A 19,496-nucleotide genomic window follows, 5' to 3' on the forward strand; every position below is an offset into this window, starting at 1 on the left:
CACTTTTGCCTTTTGGCGACATTTAATTAAAAACGCCCACTTGCCGTGGCAAATGGGCGTTTCCATTATGGTGTAAAGTCTCACCTGGTACCAGAGAGACTCTTTCACTCTGTGCGACTGATTACGCAAGCTCAACTTGAAGCCAAGGCCAACCTTGCTTCTTACGACTTAGCGTGTTTTCCATCATCAGCAGGCCATCTTTTTCATGCTTAGCCAGTTTGTCTGACCACTCACCTTTGTAGATCAAGCGAGTCCAAGCTGTCGTGATGTCAGTTAGCATAACAGCAGCAAACGCAAGGCCATCTTCGTCACAACGACGTTGTAGGTCCGCTTCTAGTGCTTCGATCATGCCGTCGACTTGCTCAAGCGTTGCCAGTTCAACTTGGCCTACAACCACGTCACGACCGTTGAATGGGTAACCTTTCAGATCTTTCTCTACAAGTTGCGCAGCAGATAGACCTTCAATATTTGTTTTCGCGATCAGCAGATCTTTAGTAAACGCATCAACATCGGTAACGCCGGCAATTTGTGCAAGCTCTGCAACGGCATCTTTATCTTTTTGCGTACAAGTTGGAGAAGCAAAACCAACAGTGTCAGACAGGATTGCAGACATCATTAGCTTAGCGATTTTTTCAGAGATCGCGTGACCTTCAATCTTGAACATGTTGAACAGAACGGTGTTAGTACAACCAACAGGCCAGATCCATGCTTCCATTGGGTTTACGGTCATGACATCACCAAGACGGTGATGGTCAACGATACCCGCAACTTCAGCTTCAGCGATATCATCAGGCGCTTGAGCAAGATCTGAGTAATCCACCAACCACACCGTTTCACCGGCTACTGATGTACGTAGCTCAGGAACCTCTGCACCAGCCACTTCAAGAATGTGCTGTGTTTCGCGGTTGATTTCGCCTTGACGAATCGGCATCGCTTCAACGCCACGCGCTTTTAGCAGCTCAGTGGCTACGATGGCACTACAAATACTGTCACTGTCTGGGTTTTTATGACCTACAACTAGAATCATTATCTTTCCTATCCAAGTCTCGTTATTCCTGCTTAACCAAAAAGCAGGGTTGCTCACAAAGGGGCATACTTTACCTGAAATGAGCGGATTTGACACCAAGAAAAGTGACGTCCAGCTATTGCGAATAATTCTCACTTTTATATAATGATAATCATTCTTATTTGCATTGAGGGCAACAATGAACGCAACGAAATTTTTTAGCTCAACGCACCCATTGCTGCAACCGACGCAGTTTCGTCTCGCTCATAAACGGTTGATATTGCCTGTTGCCCTTTTGGTGTTGCTGCTTAGTGACACGACTCGACAAATCACCGTTACGACTCTCTCTGACTCTTTCTGGGCGGTTTCCTGTTACGTCGCGGCCACACTCGCCATTTACCACTATTTGTCTGGCTTTATGTCGCGCACCAATCGAGTCACACAACTTTATCGCGCATCACGCCACTACCAAGTCTTTTTTGCAGCATTACTGGGCGCTCTGCCCGGTTGTGGCGGCGCTATTGTTGTCACAACGCAATTCATCAGCGGCCGAGTTGGCTTTGGAGCGATTGTGGCCGTGCTAACCTCAACCATGGGCGACGCTGCCTTTCTGCTGCTCGCCGCCAAACCCGTGACTGGACTCGGCGTTATTGCGTTGGGCATTGCAGTCGGAACCCTTTCTGGCATGGTGGTGAACGCATTCCATAGCGACGATTTTTTACGGCCCAAAGTGAGCGATGAACCTAACCAACCACATTGTTGCCAAAACAAGCAAAACACTCACACCCCACTTGAACAGCGAGCCATTAACTTACAGGGCGCGTTTTGGAAATGGCTTCTGATACCTGCCGCGGGCGTCGCTCTGCTTGGTTCGTTTCAAGTGGATGTGAATTTGCTGCTTGGTCTTGAGGAAAACACCATCGAATGGATGGGCGCGATTTTCGCCGTCACCAGCATGTTCCTTTGGGCATTGACCAAAGAGCTCGGCAGCTATCAATCCGCCGTCTCTGAAGACGAAAAGATCATCGACTCCCATCCGATTCAAAAAGCCGCCCAAGACACGAATTTCGTCAGTGCTTGGGTGATTTTGGCCTTTCTCGTCTTTGAGCTGACTCGCTATTTTTCTGGACTGAATTTACAGGTGACGTTCTCAGGATGGGGCGTATGGATGCCACTCATCGGGGTTGCCGTGGGAATGTTGCCCGGATGCGGGCCACAAATTCTCATGACCAGCTTATATCTCTCCGGTGCCGCTCCGCTCTCCGCGCAGCTCGCTAACGCGATTTCAAACGATGGTGACGCGCTCTTCCCTGCCATTGCAATGGCACCGAAAGCGGCTTTGGTCGCGACGATTTACTCCGCCATTCCTGCGTTTATTGTGGGTTATGGTTATTTCTTCCTGTTTGAATATTAGTTTGTACAAAGCAAACAACCGTCAAACACCCCATCATCTCAACGGAAAAGAGCCTCTATAACGTGAGGCTCTTGTCTGGATATGCTTACGACTAAGCGCGCTTACGCTGTGACGATGGCTTTGGCATTCAAGCCTGGATTTAATTGGGTCACAAACAACTGGCAAGGCTCATCACTTAAGCGTTCTTGTGTCCAGTAGTCGTACCAATGCACTGGCGTATCAGAGATCAACGTAAACTCTTTGTCTTGCTGGCCGTCATAATTGAACAAACAGTGCAGATCGTTTTTCTCGGTTAGCTTCAAGAAGGCGTGGTTGAGACTGAACGCGGTAAATTTCGCCGCATTCTGATTGTGCTTTTGACGAACCATCAATTTGGCAAGACAAGATTTGGCGAATGGCGTGATCTCTGGAAGTGGATCGCCCGACAGCAGCAGCCCGCCACACGCAAGTAGGACATTGCGGTGAAATTCATATTCTTGCCTTTGCGCACCTTGGTTAGGTAGCGAAGTGAACGTTGCGCAGTCAGGATCAATCTGCCAAAGTTTTCGATGCTGCCAACTGCGGTAGAAGGTCTCTTTGGCAATTTGTTCGAAGCGATGTGCGTGGCGCTCAACGTCATCCGAAACGCGCATGGCATCAACCAATCCTAAAGAGGGCCACATAGGTGCGTTACAACCAAGTAGCCACGCTTCGCCCGCTCCTTGAGCAATGGCTTCCATTCCGAGTCGATACGCTTCAACACCTGTTATGCCTTTTTGGTAACGCTGCCCTTTTAGCGTTCCCCAATAGTTAGCGTCCAATTTAAAGAGCTCTACGCCCCACTCTTCTCGCATGGTTTTTACCACATGAGTTAGATGCTCCTGCACTTCAGGATGTGATGTATCAAGGATATACCAAGGTGTACAGCGCCAACCGCCATAAGTGATGTCCTCTGCTTTTAGCAGTGAGCCATCCTGATGTTTAACAAACCATTCGGGATGCTTACGAAAGATCTCTGATTCAGGCTGAGCAATAAAGGGCGCCAGCCAAATCGCTGGTTTTTTGCCACTCGCTCGAATTTGTGCAATCAGTTGTTTGACTCCCCCTGAAAACTTGTCAGAAGGAGTAAGCCAATCGCCCATAAAGGCCTGATAGCCATCATCAAGTAAGACCCACTCCAGCGCCTCTAAGCTGCCCTGCATCTGCTCGACATTCGCTAAGATATTTTGCTGGCTCACATCGGCATAATAGGCATACCAAGAACACCAACCTACTGGCGAATTCTGCTCCACCCCTGCTCTGATCGGATGATGAACCGCAATATGTTGCGCAAACTCAGCATAGAGCTCAGACAAAGACTCTCCTTCCAACAGCACCACAGATTCCAGCGTATTGGTTTCCCAATCTTGGATTTCCGTCTGTTCGCCATCAAGATAAGCGACAACATGCCAGTGGTTACCCGCCTGTTCCAGCTCAAAATAGCCAGCGAAGCGCCGGCATGAGGTAAAACCAAACAAGGTGTAACCCTGTGATTCCTCAATCACTAAGTAATTGTAGTAACGCTTAGGCGCATGCTGTGAATAAAGGCGATATTGTGGGTTATTGTCAGGACAACGACCGATGTCGATCACTTGGTCTCGAGTGCCTGTGGTCTGCGCCAACATTTGAAACCCGTCCCCCAAGAGCTGAGCCTGAGCTTCAAAATTGAAAGGAGTACGAAAAAGTTCAAATCGATCATCGATGGTACGGTTGTGCATACCGTGATAGCAGAAGTGAACTTCATTGTTATTTATCGTCACTTCCAGTTCATCATCATTCACCTCGAAAGGGATGTGATTGCCTAAGGTATAAGGGCTTTTCATGAAATCTGCTCACTGTGTTTTTCTTGTATTATCAGTCAATAGCAGCACTACAAATCGTTATCTTCATCACGATTTGCTGGCAAAGATTTTCAAATTGCCTATCAAATTGAGAATAACTCAGCACCGAAGAGTAAATTTTCCCTAACGAATTGTTATTTATAAAATTTCCGCTTGGCACAAGCTTTGCGTACAACCTTAAAGCAAGCAAAAAAACGACACTAAGATGGGACGATAGCATGATGACAAGCCAACCCGATCATCAAACACGATTATCAGCGCCAATCATTTTTATCGGTCCCGGCCGTTCAGGCTCGACCGTTATTTCTGAGTTTGTTATGGCTCATCACAGCCTTGGCTGGCCAGACAATTACTGCGAGTGGTTTCCGGCTCTACCATCACTTGCTTGGCTCACCCGACTCACCAATAACTCACTTTGGCACCTATCCGGCGAAAAAGCGCAGCTTAATCGCACGTTACCGCTCAATAACTTGCTCCCCAGACCCGCTGAAGCATGGCCCTTGTGGCAAAAGATCACTCGTGATGAGGTCGATTTTAGCCGCGGATTTTTGCTTCACCAGAGAGCCAGTGCAGAGGAGAAGCAACGGATTCGTCGTTATTTAAATCAGCATTTGCGAGCACAAGGCAAACCGCGTTTAGCAATGAAATTTACTGGCCCAGGACGTGTCGAGTATTTGTCCAGTATATTCCCAGACGCGTTGTTTATTAATGTCGTTCGCGAGCCCGTCGCCACCGTCAATTCACTGCTCAAGGTGCCATTTTGGCAAGCACAGGGGTTACATCAGCTGTGGTGGCGAGGTGCCTACAGCAACCACGAACTCGAAACCTATCAGCAAATTCGTCACGACCCGGTATGCAGCACCGCATTTCAACTGAGTAAAATCCTGAAAACCACCGAGGAGGAAATCGCACGAACAAAAGTAAAATCGTTGACGGTTCACTACGAGGACTTTGTTCGAGATCCGCAGTTTATCGTCCATCAAATTATGCATTTTTGTCACCTTCCCCCTTGCGAAAGAGTGCGCAACAAACTGAGAAACAGTCCCATTAGGGATCAAAACAAAGCAGCAAAAGTGAGTGGTATCGCGAAAAGAGTATCCGCTTGGTGTGAAAACGAAAAGACCCTCGAATCCTGAGGGTCAAAGAAAAGGCAGTGGATTATCGCCAAAAAAGCGTCCTGCTTTAAATGGCCCGCAATGCAGGCCATAAATTGCTAAGGAAGTTCTTAGAAGTCGTAAGCAACTTTGAAGAATGCTGCTAGATCATCGCTGTTGTTGTCATCAGACAAATCAACTTTGATGTCAACAAGTGCAGACAGCTTGTTAGTGAACTGGTAAGAACCACCGAAGTTAGTCCACTCTGAATCTACACCATTTGATTCGTATGCTTCTTGATTTGCGTAACCGATAGCTAGGTATAGCTTATCGATTGTGTAGCCTGCAGATGCGCTGTAAAGCATAGACTCATCACCGTTGAAACGCTCGTGGTTCGCAACATTCGCGCCGATAGCTAGATCACCGAAAGTCACCACACCGTTCACTAGGTAGATTTGCTCGATGTCAGTGCCACCAGCTTTCTCGTCGTTCTTCTCGTAACCAGCGTTAACTTGGAACTGTTCATTTTTGAAACCAACATAGCCGTTGAAACCACGTTGACCAGATGCGTCTGCTTCGCGGTCACCGTAGTAAGCGATGCCGTATTTGAAGCCTTCTTTCATGCCTTCAAATTTGATCACTTGGTTTACGTCAGAAGCGTCAGATGCAGATGCACCGTACTCGATAGTTAGATCCGCTGCACCATCTACTGCATCAAGTGCAGAGTCGTTTGCGTAACCGATAGACGCTACGCCAAAACCGGTTTTGTAACCAACCCAAGTGTCGATCACAGAGAACTTAGCATCCATTGAAGAGTAGTTTTCAGCTAGATCGAATTCACCTGCAAACTGACCGATTACGTTGCCTTTTTGGTAGTTGATGAATAGATCAAAACCAGTTACATCGTAGTTGTGAAATTCTTTTTTCTCGCCGTTTACTTTACGACCTTCTAGGTACTCACCACCGACAGCCACTTGACCACCAACAGAGAATTCTTCGCCAGAAAGGATTAGGTCGATCATTGACTCACGAGCACGCTCAGAAACGTTTTGGTTTACGTCTGCTGCGATCGCAGAACCAGCAACAAGAGATAGCGCCACCGCTAATACTGTTTTTTTCATTTTTATTTTGTCCTATCAATTTTATAGATTTTTTCACCACTCGACTTAGCCCGTAAGCGTCAGCCGTTGCGGCGAAATTATTCTCAAAGACAAAACTTTCCTAATAAAACATTACAAATAGATATAAATTACAACCACTAGAGCAAGGAAATTTTTCTAAAAAACAATGAAAAACGCGCTCTATTTAATCGATTAACTGTGTTTTTAGCGAACGCAATCACAAAAACAGCCAATAATTCACAAAAAAGTATAAATCTAAAATCAGCATATAAATTTTCAGTTTTAATCACTTTCAATGACACCCCACCAAATACAAGCGAAAAAAACCGCACCAAAACGCTCACAAAGCATACAGACCAACCAATTACTCAGCGTCTAATTTAACTCTTTATTTAGCATTAAAAATACGTTTCTAGGACTGCGGCGTCTTCTTATAACGTATATAGGTATCGGTACTTTGATCATAGATGTATGTGTTTATGTTCGGACTGTTCCAGCCGCAAATAGAGTGAACGGATATAGGCAAACGCTCATCTGAACTTGTTTCCACTTCGTGAATACGGGGAACATTAGTTAGCTCACAACTGATGGAGCTGAGCATATCTGAGACTTCTTTACCACCTTGTGTCGGTAATGTGGCGCCCCATACCTTGAGTTTATTGTTCTTCCATTGAACAAAAAGGAACTGGTTAACATGGAAATTTTGACCAAAAATATCTCCTGGCAATTTCGAACGAATGGTCATAGAGGGAAAAGAAAACTCCCTTTTTTATTCCCTTCGTAAAACAACTCTCGAACAACCGTCATCCCTTCCTGTGGCACTCCTTCAAGCATGATCACCCCATGCACTTCTGGAGACATCTCAACATCATATTTTTTAAATGGCCAAAACATGGCATTTGCTCCTGACGAAAAAGCCCCTAACGAAAACCGCACAAAACCAATAGCAGCGCGACTCTTTGAGCCATAGCCCCACTTTATTGAGTACATCCAGTTGAGATCATATGGAAAACGACAAAACAGCGAGCGTAATTCGCTAGAAGAAAATAATTTGTGGGAAGGAAATCGAAGAAATATGTAATGGATAATTCAATTTTTGCGTTATCGAAACAAAAAAAGGTCCGGCATGTATGCCAGACCTTTTCTCGTTCATTATCAAGCTGCGATTACGCGACTTCGATTGGACCACCAAATGAGGTGACTGGTGGAACTTTACCAGTGAACTTCTCGAAGTCTACGATACAGGTGTTCGCAGAAGTTGCCTGTGCCAACTCAGAAGAGCCGATGTCTTGAGTCAGTGTGTTTGGATCACCATATGTGTCGATTGCGCCCACTTTCTCGTTTAGAGGACCGTACCACGCGCCTTCTTCGATACGAATCACGCCACGTGGGTAGCTGTCCGTTAGCACAGCACCAGCAAGAAGCTGACCACGGTCATTAAACACGCGTACCAAATCACCCTCTTTGATGCCTTTTGCTTTTGCATCAAGTGGGTTGATGTAGACTGGCTCACGACCTTTTACTGCGTAAGTCGCACGGAACTCTTCAGACTCACACATCTGAGAGTGCAGGCGTTTGTCTGGGTGACAAGATTGCAACCAGAACGGATGTTTGTCTGAACCTGGTCCGCCGTGTGAACGTTCTGATTTCTCGAACCACATTGGGTGCTCTTGGCAGTGTTCGTAACCGTAACGACCGATCTTACGAGACGTGATCTCGATAAAGCCTGAAGGTGTACCCAGTGGGTTGATTTCAGGGTCTTGACGGAAGTCCGCGTGACGAACCCAAGGTTGACCTTGGCCGAAGTCCAGTACGCTCTTCTCCCAGAACTCATCAAACTCTGGCATCTCGAACTTGCCTTCGTTCGATTTCTTACAATCGTTGTATAGGCTGCGAATCCAATCCATTTCACTCATACCGCGAGAGTATTCTTCACTGCGGCCAAAGCGCTCAGTCAATTCCTTCATGATTTGGAAGTCTGGCTTAGATTGGAACAGTGGATCCACCAAACGGTGCATCGCAATCAAACCACGGCTTGAGTATGAACCGTATACGTCGATGTCATTGCGTTCCCACTGGGTACATGCTGGTAGCACGATGTCTGAGAAGCGACACGTCGCTGTCCACGCGAAGTCGATCGTCACAACAGTTTGTAGTTTCTGGAACGCTTGCTTCATGCGGTTGCGATCTTGATGGTGGTGCCATGGGTTACACCCCGAAATGACCATCATCTTGAAGTCTGGCAGCTTCACTTTGCCACCGTTGTAGTTGATCTCTTTGCCTGGCTCTAGCAGACAGTCGATCCAACGCGCAACAGGGATAGTACGGCTGTAACCATTGAAGTCATTGTTGTCCCACTTAGGTTTCATGCCTGCATCAAGGTTACGAGGGAAACCACCAGGGCCAGCAAAACCGGTTGAAGGCACACCGATACTTGAGTAGTGGTGACCATAAGAGATACCACCGCCAGGCAAGCCGATTTGACCAATCATTGCCGCAACAACCGCTGCTGCCCAGTAAGGCTGTTCACCGTGCTCTTGACGTTGGATACACCAACCCATCAGGATCTGAGTGCGACCTTTCACAAGCATGCGGGCAAATTCACGGATTTTGTCCGCTTTCACGCCACAAATAGGCGCAGCCCATTCTGGTGTTTTCTCAACTTTGTCCTTAGTTTTGCCTTGAACGTAGTTGATGAACTCTTCAAAGCCAAGACAGTAAGTTTCGATGAACTTCTTATCGTATAGGTTTTCAGTGTAGAGAACGTGTGCAATCGCCAACATAAACGGTACATCTGTCATTGGGTTGACATACAGATGATCGTTCTCTAAGTAACGCTGTGTTTTGTTCTTAACCGGGTCAACCGAAATCACGTTGATCTCGCCTTTGGCCACTTTCTCTTTTAGTTGCGCAAGGTAAGCGTAAGATTCATGCGTTTCACAGTTCCAACCCACTTGCAGGTTTTTCACTGGGTCGTTCGCCCAAAGAATAATGTTGTCTGCGTTTTCTAGAATCTCAGACCAAGACGTGCCTTGTGCGTATACTTCTGTAGAACCTAGCACGTATGGCAGAATCGTTTGACCAGCACCGGTTGAGTAATCACCCACTTTGGTGATGTAGTTACCGTGCATGCCAACAGCGCGCTGCATATGTGCAGTACAGTTGTTGAATGAACCGGTTTGGTTCCAACCTGTTTGGCCTGCGTGTAGCGCCCAAGGGCCGTACTCTTTTTGTACGCGCTCTAGCTCACGGTAGAACAGATCCAGCGCTTCATCCCAAGTCACACGTACAAAACGGTTGTTACCGCGCGTATCTGCGCTGTACTTGTGTTTTTTCAGCCAGTCAAGGCGCACCATTGGGTAACGCACACGTGAAGGGCTGTAGATGATGCCTTTGATGCCGTTTAGCATCTCAGTTGGGTTTTGGTCTAGCTCTATCGGTTTGATCTCTTGAACTTTACCCGCGTAGATGTGGGCGCGGAACGCGCCCCAGTGAGAACCAGATACTTTCCAAGTTCCTGTTGTTTCTACTGCGTTTGCAGAAGCCGACGCCAATAAGCTAGGACCGATAACAGAGGCAGCACTTGTGGTTGCTACGCCCTTAAGAAAACTTCTTCTTGTAATAGCCATTTAAATTACTCCATCCAATGCTTATTAGTGATGACCTTCAGCATAATCTGAAGAGTGCTTCTGTAGATATTTCAAGATCAGTGCTTCGCTATCCGTATCAAGGTTTACGAACGCTAGCATGCCGTCAAACATACCTGGCCAAGTATTGGCATCGAAGTGCGCTTCTGCAGGTTGTGTGTGACACACTGAACAGTTTGTTTTGTATGCTTCACGAGATTTTTCCCATACTGGGTTGATATCGTTCAGCATTGACTCTTTCTTGATCCAAACTTTCGCGGCCACTTTTTCCCATGGAAGACCAGTCAGCTCATCCACTTTCTCTTCACCAGTGGTGACAATCTTGTCATCCATAGACGCTTCTTTTAGTAGCGAAGCCACTGCGATGTTCTTGCCGAAATCTTCTTGGATTACACGACCAAAGCCTTTTGCTTTACGCCAGCCGTCGATCTCGATTTCGACATAATCGCCTTTGTCTTCCAATACTTTTACGGTAGACGCAGGGTTCAATAGACCCGCTTCGGTTTGACCTTGTGCATCAAAGTAGATTGGTAGGTGACGAACACTCACGAGCTCTTTACCCACAGAGTAATCGGTATTGGATGCCATCTGCTCTAGATCACCCACGATGCCGCCAATGCTATCCATACCTGCTGGTAGTTTGTGTGCGATACCTTTGTGACAATCAACACAGCTTTGATCTTTCTCTGCCGCTTGCTTCATTTGGATGCGAGCTGTTGGAGACATTTGCTCGAAATCCATCGAGTCGTAGTTATGACAGTTTTTACATTCAAGGGACTTGTTGGCTGAGAAGCGATCCCATTCGTGTTTTGCTAGCTCGATACGGCGAGCTTCGAAAACGCCCGGTTCATCGTAGTTGCCAAATACTTGCGCAAAAACTTCTTTAGACGCCTGCATTTTACGTGCAATTTTGTCCGTCCAGTTGTGGGGTACGTGGCAGTCAGGACAGGTCGCGCGAACACCTGAGTGGTTTTTCCAGTGCACAGTGTCTTGCAGTTCTTGGTACACATTGTCACGCATGGTGTGACAACTGATACAAAACTCTTCGGTGTTAGTCGCTTCCAACGCGGTATTAAAACCACCCCAGAAAATCACACCGGCAATGAAGCCGCCCACGGTCAGCACACCAAGGCTGATATGAACTGCTGGGCGCGTTACAGTACGCCACAATTTAATGATCAATGATTTCATTGTCTGCTCTCTTAAAATCTTTTCAAAAGTGTGGGGATAAGTTCACAGGCTTACATGCCGTGAGCACCTGGAGGTCCGAAGAAGAAAACTTGCAACATCCAAACGATGAAGCCATATCCACCAACGAACGCCACACTCAAGATTGGAAAGAGGACGACGGTAATGAAGAGGAAAGATTTCCACTCCAATGAGCGCTTTTCAGCACTCTCAATTTTGTTAACATCACTCATACATTTGCCTATTTTGTATTTAGTAATTTCAGTTGCCCCACCCCAACAGGATGAAACTTTTAACACTATCTAATGCAAAATGTTAGACCATACACAATGTGTGGTTCAATCAATTCCCTACGCCCTACCCTTGTTATTCAACACTTTTTTGAGCTCATCCAGAGATGTGTCGGATTGATATTTCATGTGTAAATTTGTGAATAGATGTGAAGAAATAAGTCTTTTGCATTATTGTTAAAAACAAAACAACCACGTAACATAAATGCTAGCAGAGTGACATTTTTTGGCTGGACTGATTCTTATTCTCTCACAAATAAAACAATCCGCATGATGATTATGTGATTTTACTGTTACCGTAATGTGAATACCAAAGGAGCAAAATAGCAGTCTAAAGTGGCCCTCTTAACGCAAAAACCGTTCAACATTTCAGCAAACAAGCAACTCAAGAAATACATACGCTGCGACTCACCGTTCGTGATTTACGCAGTGTGACTTCTGACAAGAAAACGAATCAGACGCCTTCCCATATCACCTCAGATTCGTTTCAATTCCGATATGACCAATGGAAAGAGATGGGTATGGAATCGGTTATTGATCTCACTTGGGGGGCACTCTTAGCGTTTTCCAGCCTCCTTGTTATCCCGCTAATCATTAGCCACTGCTATCAGCTGGCGATCGCGAAAGAAGCACTGCTGAGTGTTGGCCGCATGGCACTGCAACTGATTTTAGTGGGCTTCTATTTGGAGTACCTGTTTACTCTGAATGACTGGCGCATCAATGTGCTTTGGTTATTGGTGATGCTCTCTGTCGGCGCTTCTTCCATTGTCAGCAAAGCCCACTTGCCACAAAGTCAGCTACTCTTTCCTACCTTATTCGGGCTCGCTGGAGGTATGTTGCCAATACTCTCAGTGTTACTTGTTGGCATCATCGTGCCAACACCTTGGTATCACACACAATATATGATTCCTTTGGCTGGTATGCTGCTGGGCAACAGCTTAAGTGGCAATATTGTCGCTTTGCAAAATCTGTTTGATTGCTATCGTAATCGAAGAAATGAATACGAAGCTGCGATCGCCCTCGGTGCGTCGCCACGTTATGCGTCACTTCTGTTTGTTAGGCAAGCGATGCAAAAATCTTTTGCTCCTATTCTTGCCTCAATGGCGGCGACAGGGCTGGTCACATTACCTGGCATGATGACAGGACAAATCTTGGGGGGCGCAAGTCCGATGGTGGCGATTAAATATCAACTGATCATTATGATCGCGATTTTTGTCACCCTCACCCTTTCTGTTGTCATCACTTTAGAACTGGTGCTACATCGCTGTTTAGATAGAAATGGGCGAGTGAAAATAAACACACTGGATACAAAATGAGCAGTTCACTCTCTTTTTCTAACCACCTCTTTTCTAATCACTTTTAGCCGAAGCGAGATACCCACGAACTTTACGACAGGTTATCCACAGAAAATGTGGATAACCTCGTTCAGCGCCCATCGGTCGGTGTCTTAAAAACGCAGGAAGATCGTCACACGGCCGTCATGATTGAGACGTAACTTGCCTATAAAGCATCCAATGGAGAGGAAGAATATGGAGTATTCACAGCAATAGCACGATGAGCTGGAGCAAGATTGTCGAGAATGGTTAATTGATAAGCCCTTTGAATTGCCTCCGCAACCAACCGAGTTCTCATCAAACCCAAGTGATTTCTAAAGAGTATGAAAAACGAAAAAAGCAGACTTAACGTCTGCTTTTTAGTTATCTAAGAATCGCAGTGAATAGTGTCACTCAGCGATTAATCGCGCAGGTAGATTAACCAATACCACATGCCAACAAACACACCACCACCGATGATATTACCAAGCGTAACCGGCAGTAGGTTATTCAGCAGAAAGTCCATCATGTTCAGGTCGGCGTAATCGGCAATGTTTGCCCCCGTCATTTGCCAAAATTCAGCTGGGGCAAAGTTTTTGATACCAATCGCCATCGGCACTTGGAACATATTGGCTATACAGTGCTCAAAACCTGCCGAGACAAACATCGCAACAGGTAGAATCATCACGGCAATTTTATCCGTTAGTGTACGGCCGCTGAACGTCATCCACACTGCGATACAAACCAGCACATTACACATGATGCCCAAAGCTACGGCAGAGAAAAAGCTGTGGTGCATCTTATGTTGTGAAATCGCCATCGCGTTTAGGCCAACCTGTCCATGGTCAAACATGTACTGCTTAGTGATCAACATGCAAACCACCAGCAAAATGGCGCCAACCAAGTTACCGACATAAACCACAAACCAGTTTTTGATCAGAACACGCCAGGAGATTTTACCGCTGGCACGTGCAACTAAGGTCAGCACTGAACTCGTAAACAGTTCACCACCAGTCACAACAACAAGGATCAAGCCTAAGCTAAATGCTAGGCCACCGATCAGGCGTGTTATTCCCCAAGGCAAGTCCGCCCCACCAGTTGTTACCGTGGTATAAAAAACGAAGGCAATACCGATATGGATACCCGCTGAAATAGCAAGTAAAAATGATTTAACCGGGTCCTTGGTCGCTTTCCCTTCACCGATCTCTGCCGCTCTTTCCGCGGCCTGTGGTGGTAATAGCGAGTCAAATTGATTGAAGTTCATTGCAGGTTAACATTTGGAAACAATTTCGAGTGGCGCGGATAATCTCTCCTTTTCCAGAGTTTTTCAAGGGGTATTTTTTATGTTTACAAAAAATGTTGTTTTAGTGAGTTGAAATGAAAAACCAGGTTGCGACAACCTATTAGCATCTTCTGCTTTCAGTTTCTGTGCTGACGTTAAAAACGGCTCACCAATACGCCAGCGAGACACCGATATTCAAACGTGCTTTCGCAAACCGAAGAAACAAAAATGCCTCATATGGTTGAGGCATTTTCTAGGATTAGTGTTAGCGAAGCTCTGAGGTTATTCTGCTGCATTCTCTGGCTGCGTTTCTGGCGCTGCGGTTTCGCTACTCGCCTCAACGTCGCTTGCTGCTTCTTCAGTTTCAATCGCTTCGGCTTTAGGGGCTGCCTCTTCTACTTGAGGAGCTTGCTCTTCTAATGCTGTCCCCTCTTGCACTGGATCTGCCTGTTCCACAGTAGACGCAGGCTGATCTTTTGCCGCTAACTGAAGTTTCAGATTCGCGACCAACTCTTCCAAACTCTTGATATGCGCAGCTTCGCGTTCAATGTGGGCATTTAACGCCAGCTCACGTTGATTGGCTTTTTCCAATGCTGTTTTTTGCTCAGCCGACTTGGTTTCGAGCACTTTCACTTTACTGTTAAGCTCTGTCACCTGCTGAGACAAATCGGTGGTTTTGTTTGCTTCGTGCATGCGTTTCACGCTTGCAAGAATCTTCTCGCTTTGCTCTCTTAGCATCACATCACGGTAATCAGAACCATCGACTGCTTTAGAGATGGCGAGCAACTTGTTTTCAATTTCTAAAACTGAGTTTTCAAAAGCATCGTCTTCGACAGAAGCCAACAGTTTCACCTGATGCGTGACTTGCTTAACGTGTTCGATCTCAAACTGAGCGTTCGCCACTGCCAACTCAATTGCGGCTTTATCACGAGGATTGGTTTGAGCAATGTTTGCTGCAATATTAATAACGTTTTCCGCCGTGGCAAAACTCACTGGCGCAACTTCATTAAAATCTTCTTTCTTTAGGGTTTTCAGCTCTTGTTGAAGCGGTAGAATAAACGTTTTGTGCACTACCTTCACCTCAAGCTGTTTCGCGGTATTGAGGAAAACAACTTGTTTCTCTTGCGCTTCTTCTAGCTCATCAACCACAACGTAAGAAAATAGCTTCTTATACTGAGAAAGCACCTTGTTGTAATCATTCGCGTAGAGTTTCGCAGCATTGATCTCTGCTAGGTAATCCATCTGAGCAATAGAATCTGCCAGGATCACGTCCGCTTTCGCTTTCAGTTTTTCTAACGCTGCGAAATTTTGATCCACTAACTTAATTTGCTCTTGATACGCTTGCGCATAGGTGTCAGAAGAAAATAGAGAGTAGCTTTTCGATGCTAGAGAAGGATCTTTTTCCAGTTTTGTGTAGATCTCACTGGCTTCTTTCCAAGCCGATGTTAAATCTTTGAAGTTTTCCGGTGCGTAGATCGCCAGCTTCCCGCTGTCTTGTAGAGCTTGAGACCATTGTTGATGCGATTGTTGAATGCCAACAAACGGCGTGCTCGCATTTTCAGCGACTTCGTTTGTCACCTCTTGGGTGAGTTTTTCTTCTGGCGTAGACTGACAACCCACAATGGAGAGCATCATTGATGCCGCCAGTGCCAACTTCATTTTATTCATTCTGTTACCCTTTATGTCTTAGCTCATTGACGCGCAAGCATTTTTCGTCCCCCCTTCGCATCAACAGCCAAAAGGCTAAACGTGAAGAAATGGAGTACTCGCAAAAATATCATTACAAACGAGCGTTTTCTTACGCTCTGTTATCTCGAATAGACACGTAAATATATTATAAAAGTCTTAATAATGATATGTGGCATTGGTTAGATGAATAATAAAACAGCGTTTCTTATCAATCACTTCGATAGAAAGAGAGAAGAATTTGCGAATTTACCGACTGGCTAACAATTCTCGCTCTTTATGATTGTAACTATTGCCTAAGCGTACTAAGTTGAAGCGGAAAGATTTGTCGGAGTATGAGTATGAAATTTACAGAAGAACACTTAGCTGAAATGAACCTATTGCTACAATTTGACTTGAGTAGCGCTGCCACAGGGATAAAAGTGCACAAAGATGCGGCAGAATCGGCTCAGGCCGCGGTAAAACGTTTATTTGATAAGGGCCTATGTACTCAAATCGACGGAGGCTACCTCACTGACGAAGGTATTGAAGTAGCAGAGCACGCAGAAAAAACATTGAGAGTATTAAGCGCATAATGCTTTAGCGCAACTGACTGAGAATAATAAAGACTCGCTTTTGGTTTATTCAAAAGCGAGTCTTTTTGTTTCTCTAGCTAGGTGACGGAGCGTGCTAACAACACACTGTTGAATATTGCGAGCCCCGCAGAGCATTGTCTAGCGAGAAAATAAGGCATTCACCCGTTGATAGGGTTGAACGCGGTCATAAAACCAATTAAACCCCGTCGCGTAAAATAGGAAAAAGAGCAAAAACCCCGCTTCCAGTAGCAAGGCTTGTAATAACGAGATGCTAAGGAACCAAGAGATCACTGGAATGGTAATGAAGATGAGCCCTCCCTCAAATCCGAGCGTATGCAAAAGACGCATTTTTAATCCTCTCTCTGCTCGATTTGCACCAAACCATTGATCAAAATATTGGTTATAGATGTAATTCCAAATGACGGTAAAGATACTCAGCCCAATCCCGACAATAGCCAGTGCCGAAGCCCCTTTGCCAGTTATCAAAGATGTCGCTGGTACAATAATCGCCAATGCCAAAAGTTCAAACGCCACGGCATGAAAAAGTCGTTCACCTTGTGTCATCACAAAACCTCTTACTGATGCTTTTCAATCACACACATTCTATCTACCATTAAGATAGATAAAAGTTAGATACCATCTATAAAAGCGATATGTTTACTATCGAGCAACTACAAGCATTCGTCACTACCTCAGAAAAAGGCTCCTTTTCTGCCGCTGCTAGGGCGCTTGGTAAAGCGCAATCGGTCATCAGCCAACATATTATGAATATGGAGCTTGATTGCGGGGTGGCTCTTTTTGATCGCACAGGGCGATACCCTGTACTCAATTCATCAGGTTTAGCACTTCTCCCTTACGCAAAAGCAACTCTGGAACAGTTGAAGAGATTCTCTAATAAAGCCAGTTCGCTATTTGAACCGCGCGCGTCGCAACTGATTCTTGCCGTCGACGAAGGTGTACCGCTTTTAACGTTGCCACACGTTTTTCGTACCTTGGAGGCGTCATTTCCAGAGCTACAAATCGAGTGTTTAACGGCTTCAAGCCCCGATATTATTGAGTTGGTGGAATCTGGGCGCGCGACTACCGGCATCATTTTGAGTGAAACCGTACTGCCATCGACCATCGATTTTTCGAGCTTAGGCGCGGTTGCTTTTGATGTGTTCGTGTCCACTGAACATCCTTTGGCTTCGATGTCATTAACGCATAGCGACCAACTCAAGCTGCATCGGCAATTGGTCATACGATCTAAGAACGCTCAGTTCAGCTCCCTGAATCAAGCCTTTGGCCCAGACGTTTGGTACGCTGATAACTATTTTATGCTGTTAGAGATGGCAAAAGCGGGCTTCGGCTGGTGTCTGTTACCAGAACACCTTATCGGCGCAGAACAACACGGCTTGGTGAAAATACAAAATCCTCAGTTGCAATTTGGCTGGCAAGCCAATATCGATGTGATACAACATCAGAAATGGCACTCTGATCCAGTGCATTTGGAAACGCGTAGATTGCTGCGTAACTTATTTGGGAAATAGCGATGAAAAAGATATTAATCATTGGAGCCGGTTGGCTGGGTTTACCTTTTGCTCAACAATTGTCCGCGTTAAAACATCAGGCGATTGTCACTCGACGCTCTACAGACAGCCTTCGTGAAGTCCCTTTGGCGCAAGAAAGCAAAGCCGTACTCGATCTCGCCAATGATGACGCCGTAAAGAAGGTGCGAGAGCTCGTAGACAACAATGCCATCGATATTGTTGTTGGCAGTTTCCCCCCCGGCTTTCGAAAAGGTAGCGGTGAAGAATATGCCCATCAGTGGCAAAAAATCATCGATGGCATCAAGGATAGCGCGGTACAAAAAGTCATTATGGTCAGCTCGACGACGGTTTACCCAAATCAACCCGTCGAGATGAGGGAAGACGACGCAACACTCGCTAAGGCAAACAGCGAGAGCGACTTATTCAGTGACAAAGCACGCGTGATGTTGCAAGCAGAGCAATCACTGCTAGATTCAGGCAAAAACTTTACCATCTTACGGTTGAGCGGGCTCTTTGGGCCTCATCGCCACCCAGCCCGCTTCGTCCCTCACCTAAAACAAATTAGCAGCCGTGCGCCCGCTAACATGCTTCATCTTGACGATGCAATCAATGCACTTTTGTTTGCGCTTAGTGCTGTCGACCAGCAAGTGCTCAACGTATCAACGCCAACGACGGTCGATAAAGCGACCTTCTATCAAGCCGCGCTTGAATCTGCACAATTCGACATTGATTTCCCACCCGTTGTCGCCGTTGAAGACAAACGTATTGTGGTGGATAAGTTGCTGCAATCGGGTTTTCAATTTCAATATCAATCAACGCTGGATGCTTTATGAAACTTTTCCGTCAAATTGAACTGCTCTGGCAATACATGCAATTGCAGCATCGCTTAACCCCCGTCGATTGCTTGCTCGTGATGTGCAGTAACGATCTTCGAGTGGCTGAACATGCTGCGAATTTGTACAAACAAGGGTACGCGCCCTATATCCTCTTTTCTGGTGGTGAGGGACGTTTCACTGAAGGGCTATTTGAAAAAAGCGAAGCGGAGACTTTTGCCGAGCTCGCAAAAGCTTCAGGCGTGCCTGAAGAAGCGATCTTACTCGAAACAAAATCCTCCAATAGTGGGGAAAACGTCCGTTTTTCCGAGCAACTTTTGATCGACAAGGGGTTAGTGTTTGAGTCGTTTATTTTGGTCCAAAAACCCTTTATGGAAAGACGCGCCCTCGCGACGTTCGAGAAGCAATGGCAGGGGCCTTACTCACACCTGTTGGTGAGCTCCACCGGAGAGGCCTTCTTTGATTACATCAATGAAGAGATGCCTCTAATGTTGGTGCTTGAAGCGCTTCTTGAGGACTTTGAGCGCATTAAACGTTATCCAGCAAAAGGGTTCCAAACCGAACAACCACTGCCCGATGACGTCGAAGCCGCTTACCAATATATCCGAGAAAAGCTCACTTCTCTGCTTATTTAACGCAGCCACACCTTTAATGCAGTC

At 46.0% G+C, this 19,496-nt stretch carries 17 protein-coding genes; 7 read left to right on the top strand and 10 right to left on the bottom strand.

Annotated features, from left to right (window positions below; genetic code table 11):
• Positions 1 to 121: 121 nt before the first annotated feature.
• The gene (locus VV1_RS13725; RefSeq protein ID WP_011080710.1) at positions 122 to 1,027 is read right to left on the bottom strand and encodes a manganese-dependent inorganic pyrophosphatase; all 906 of its coding nucleotides are present in this window, start codon (positions 1,025 to 1,027) and stop codon (positions 122 to 124) included.
• 178 nt (positions 1,028 to 1,205) lie between these two features.
• Here VV1_RS13725 and VV1_RS13730 point away from each other — a divergent pair, with 178 nt between their 5' ends.
• Complete coding sequence (locus tag VV1_RS13730; protein WP_011080711.1) at positions 1,206 to 2,420, top strand: putative manganese transporter; 1,215 nt, start codon at positions 1,206 to 1,208, stop codon at positions 2,418 to 2,420.
• A 101-nt stretch (positions 2,421 to 2,521) separates the two neighbouring features.
• Here VV1_RS13730 and VV1_RS13735 read toward each other — a convergent pair whose 3' ends face one another.
• Complete coding sequence (locus VV1_RS13735) at positions 2,522 to 4,261, bottom strand: glycoside hydrolase family 36 protein (RefSeq protein ID WP_011080712.1); 1,740 nt, start codon at positions 4,259 to 4,261, stop codon at positions 2,522 to 2,524.
• A gap of 236 nt (positions 4,262 to 4,497) precedes the next feature.
• On the opposite strand from VV1_RS13735, the gene VV1_RS13740 reads away from it, so the two are divergent.
• Positions 4,498 to 5,415, top strand: a complete 918-nt coding sequence (locus VV1_RS13740; protein WP_011080713.1) for a sulfotransferase — start codon at positions 4,498 to 4,500, stop codon at positions 5,413 to 5,415.
• 89 nt (positions 5,416 to 5,504) lie between these two features.
• Here VV1_RS13740 and VV1_RS13745 read toward each other — a convergent pair whose 3' ends face one another.
• From VV1_RS13745 to torE, 5 genes are all read right to left on the bottom strand, one after another.
• Entirely contained in the window at positions 5,505 to 6,494 is a 990-nt protein-coding gene (locus VV1_RS13745) for a porin (protein ID WP_011080714.1), read from the bottom strand.
• 741 nt (positions 6,495 to 7,235) lie between these two features.
• Positions 7,236 to 7,388, bottom strand: coding sequence for a hypothetical protein (locus tag VV1_RS25495; RefSeq protein ID WP_332178885.1), 153 nt, complete (start codon positions 7,386 to 7,388; stop codon positions 7,236 to 7,238).
• Between the two features lie 272 nt (positions 7,389 to 7,660).
• Positions 7,661 to 10,123 carry a trimethylamine-N-oxide reductase TorA gene (torA, locus tag VV1_RS13755; protein ID WP_011080716.1) on the bottom strand — a complete coding sequence of 821 codons (2,463 nt, stop codon included), beginning with the start codon at positions 10,121 to 10,123 and terminating at the stop codon, positions 7,661 to 7,663.
• Between the two features lie 24 nt (positions 10,124 to 10,147).
• The gene (gene torC / locus VV1_RS13760; protein WP_011080717.1) at positions 10,148 to 11,332 is read right to left on the bottom strand and encodes a pentaheme c-type cytochrome TorC; all 1,185 of its coding nucleotides are present in this window, start codon (positions 11,330 to 11,332) and stop codon (positions 10,148 to 10,150) included.
• Positions 11,333 to 11,382: 50 nt separating this feature from the next.
• Positions 11,383 to 11,562 (bottom strand): trimethylamine N-oxide reductase system protein TorE, encoded by a 180-nt coding sequence (gene torE / locus VV1_RS13765; protein WP_011080718.1) that lies wholly within the window; start codon positions 11,560 to 11,562, stop codon positions 11,383 to 11,385.
• Between the two features lie 578 nt (positions 11,563 to 12,140).
• Between torE and VV1_RS13770 the strand changes: the two genes are divergently transcribed.
• Positions 12,141 to 12,935, top strand: coding sequence for an ABC transporter permease (locus VV1_RS13770; protein ID WP_043921047.1), 795 nt, complete (start codon positions 12,141 to 12,143; stop codon positions 12,933 to 12,935).
• A 418-nt stretch (positions 12,936 to 13,353) separates the two neighbouring features.
• On the opposite strand, the gene focA is transcribed toward VV1_RS13770, so the two are convergent.
• Positions 13,354 to 14,196 (bottom strand): formate transporter FocA, encoded by an 843-nt coding sequence (gene focA, locus VV1_RS13775; RefSeq protein ID WP_011080720.1) that lies wholly within the window; start codon positions 14,194 to 14,196, stop codon positions 13,354 to 13,356.
• Between the two features lie 300 nt (positions 14,197 to 14,496).
• Entirely contained in the window at positions 14,497 to 15,882 is a 1,386-nt protein-coding gene (locus VV1_RS13780) for a DNA repair ATPase (RefSeq protein WP_011080721.1), read from the bottom strand.
• Between the two features lie 359 nt (positions 15,883 to 16,241).
• Here VV1_RS13780 and VV1_RS13785 point away from each other — a divergent pair, with 359 nt between their 5' ends.
• Complete coding sequence (locus tag VV1_RS13785; protein ID WP_013572011.1) at positions 16,242 to 16,475, top strand: TIGR02647 family protein; 234 nt, start codon at positions 16,242 to 16,244, stop codon at positions 16,473 to 16,475.
• Between the two features lie 138 nt (positions 16,476 to 16,613).
• Here the strand turns inward: VV1_RS13785 and VV1_RS13790 are convergent, their stop codons facing one another.
• A complete protein-coding gene (locus VV1_RS13790) occupies positions 16,614 to 17,039 on the bottom strand; it encodes a PACE efflux transporter (protein ID WP_011080723.1) in 426 nt (141 codons plus the stop codon).
• 89 nt (positions 17,040 to 17,128) lie between these two features.
• Between VV1_RS13790 and VV1_RS13795 the strand changes: the two genes are divergently transcribed.
• The 3 genes from VV1_RS13795 to VV1_RS13805 are packed head-to-tail and all read left to right on the top strand — an operon-like array spanning position 17,129 to position 19,472.
• Positions 17,129 to 18,004, top strand: coding sequence for a LysR family transcriptional regulator (locus VV1_RS13795; RefSeq protein WP_011080724.1), 876 nt, complete (start codon positions 17,129 to 17,131; stop codon positions 18,002 to 18,004).
• A gap of 2 nt (positions 18,005 to 18,006) precedes the next feature.
• Positions 18,007 to 18,837: an SDR family oxidoreductase gene (locus VV1_RS13800; RefSeq protein WP_011080725.1), complete on the top strand. Its 831-nt coding sequence runs from the start codon at positions 18,007 to 18,009 to the stop codon at positions 18,835 to 18,837.
• Positions 18,834 to 19,472: a YdcF family protein gene (locus tag VV1_RS13805; protein WP_011080726.1), complete on the top strand. Its 639-nt coding sequence runs from the start codon at positions 18,834 to 18,836 to the stop codon at positions 19,470 to 19,472. Before VV1_RS13800 ends, VV1_RS13805 begins: the two co-directional genes overlap by 4 nt.
• The last annotated feature ends 24 nt before the right edge of the window (positions 19,473 to 19,496 follow it).

It is taken from the genome of Vibrio vulnificus CMCP6, from assembly GCF_000039765.1.
GTDB classification, from domain to species: domain Bacteria; phylum Pseudomonadota; class Gammaproteobacteria; order Enterobacterales; family Vibrionaceae; genus Vibrio; species Vibrio vulnificus_B.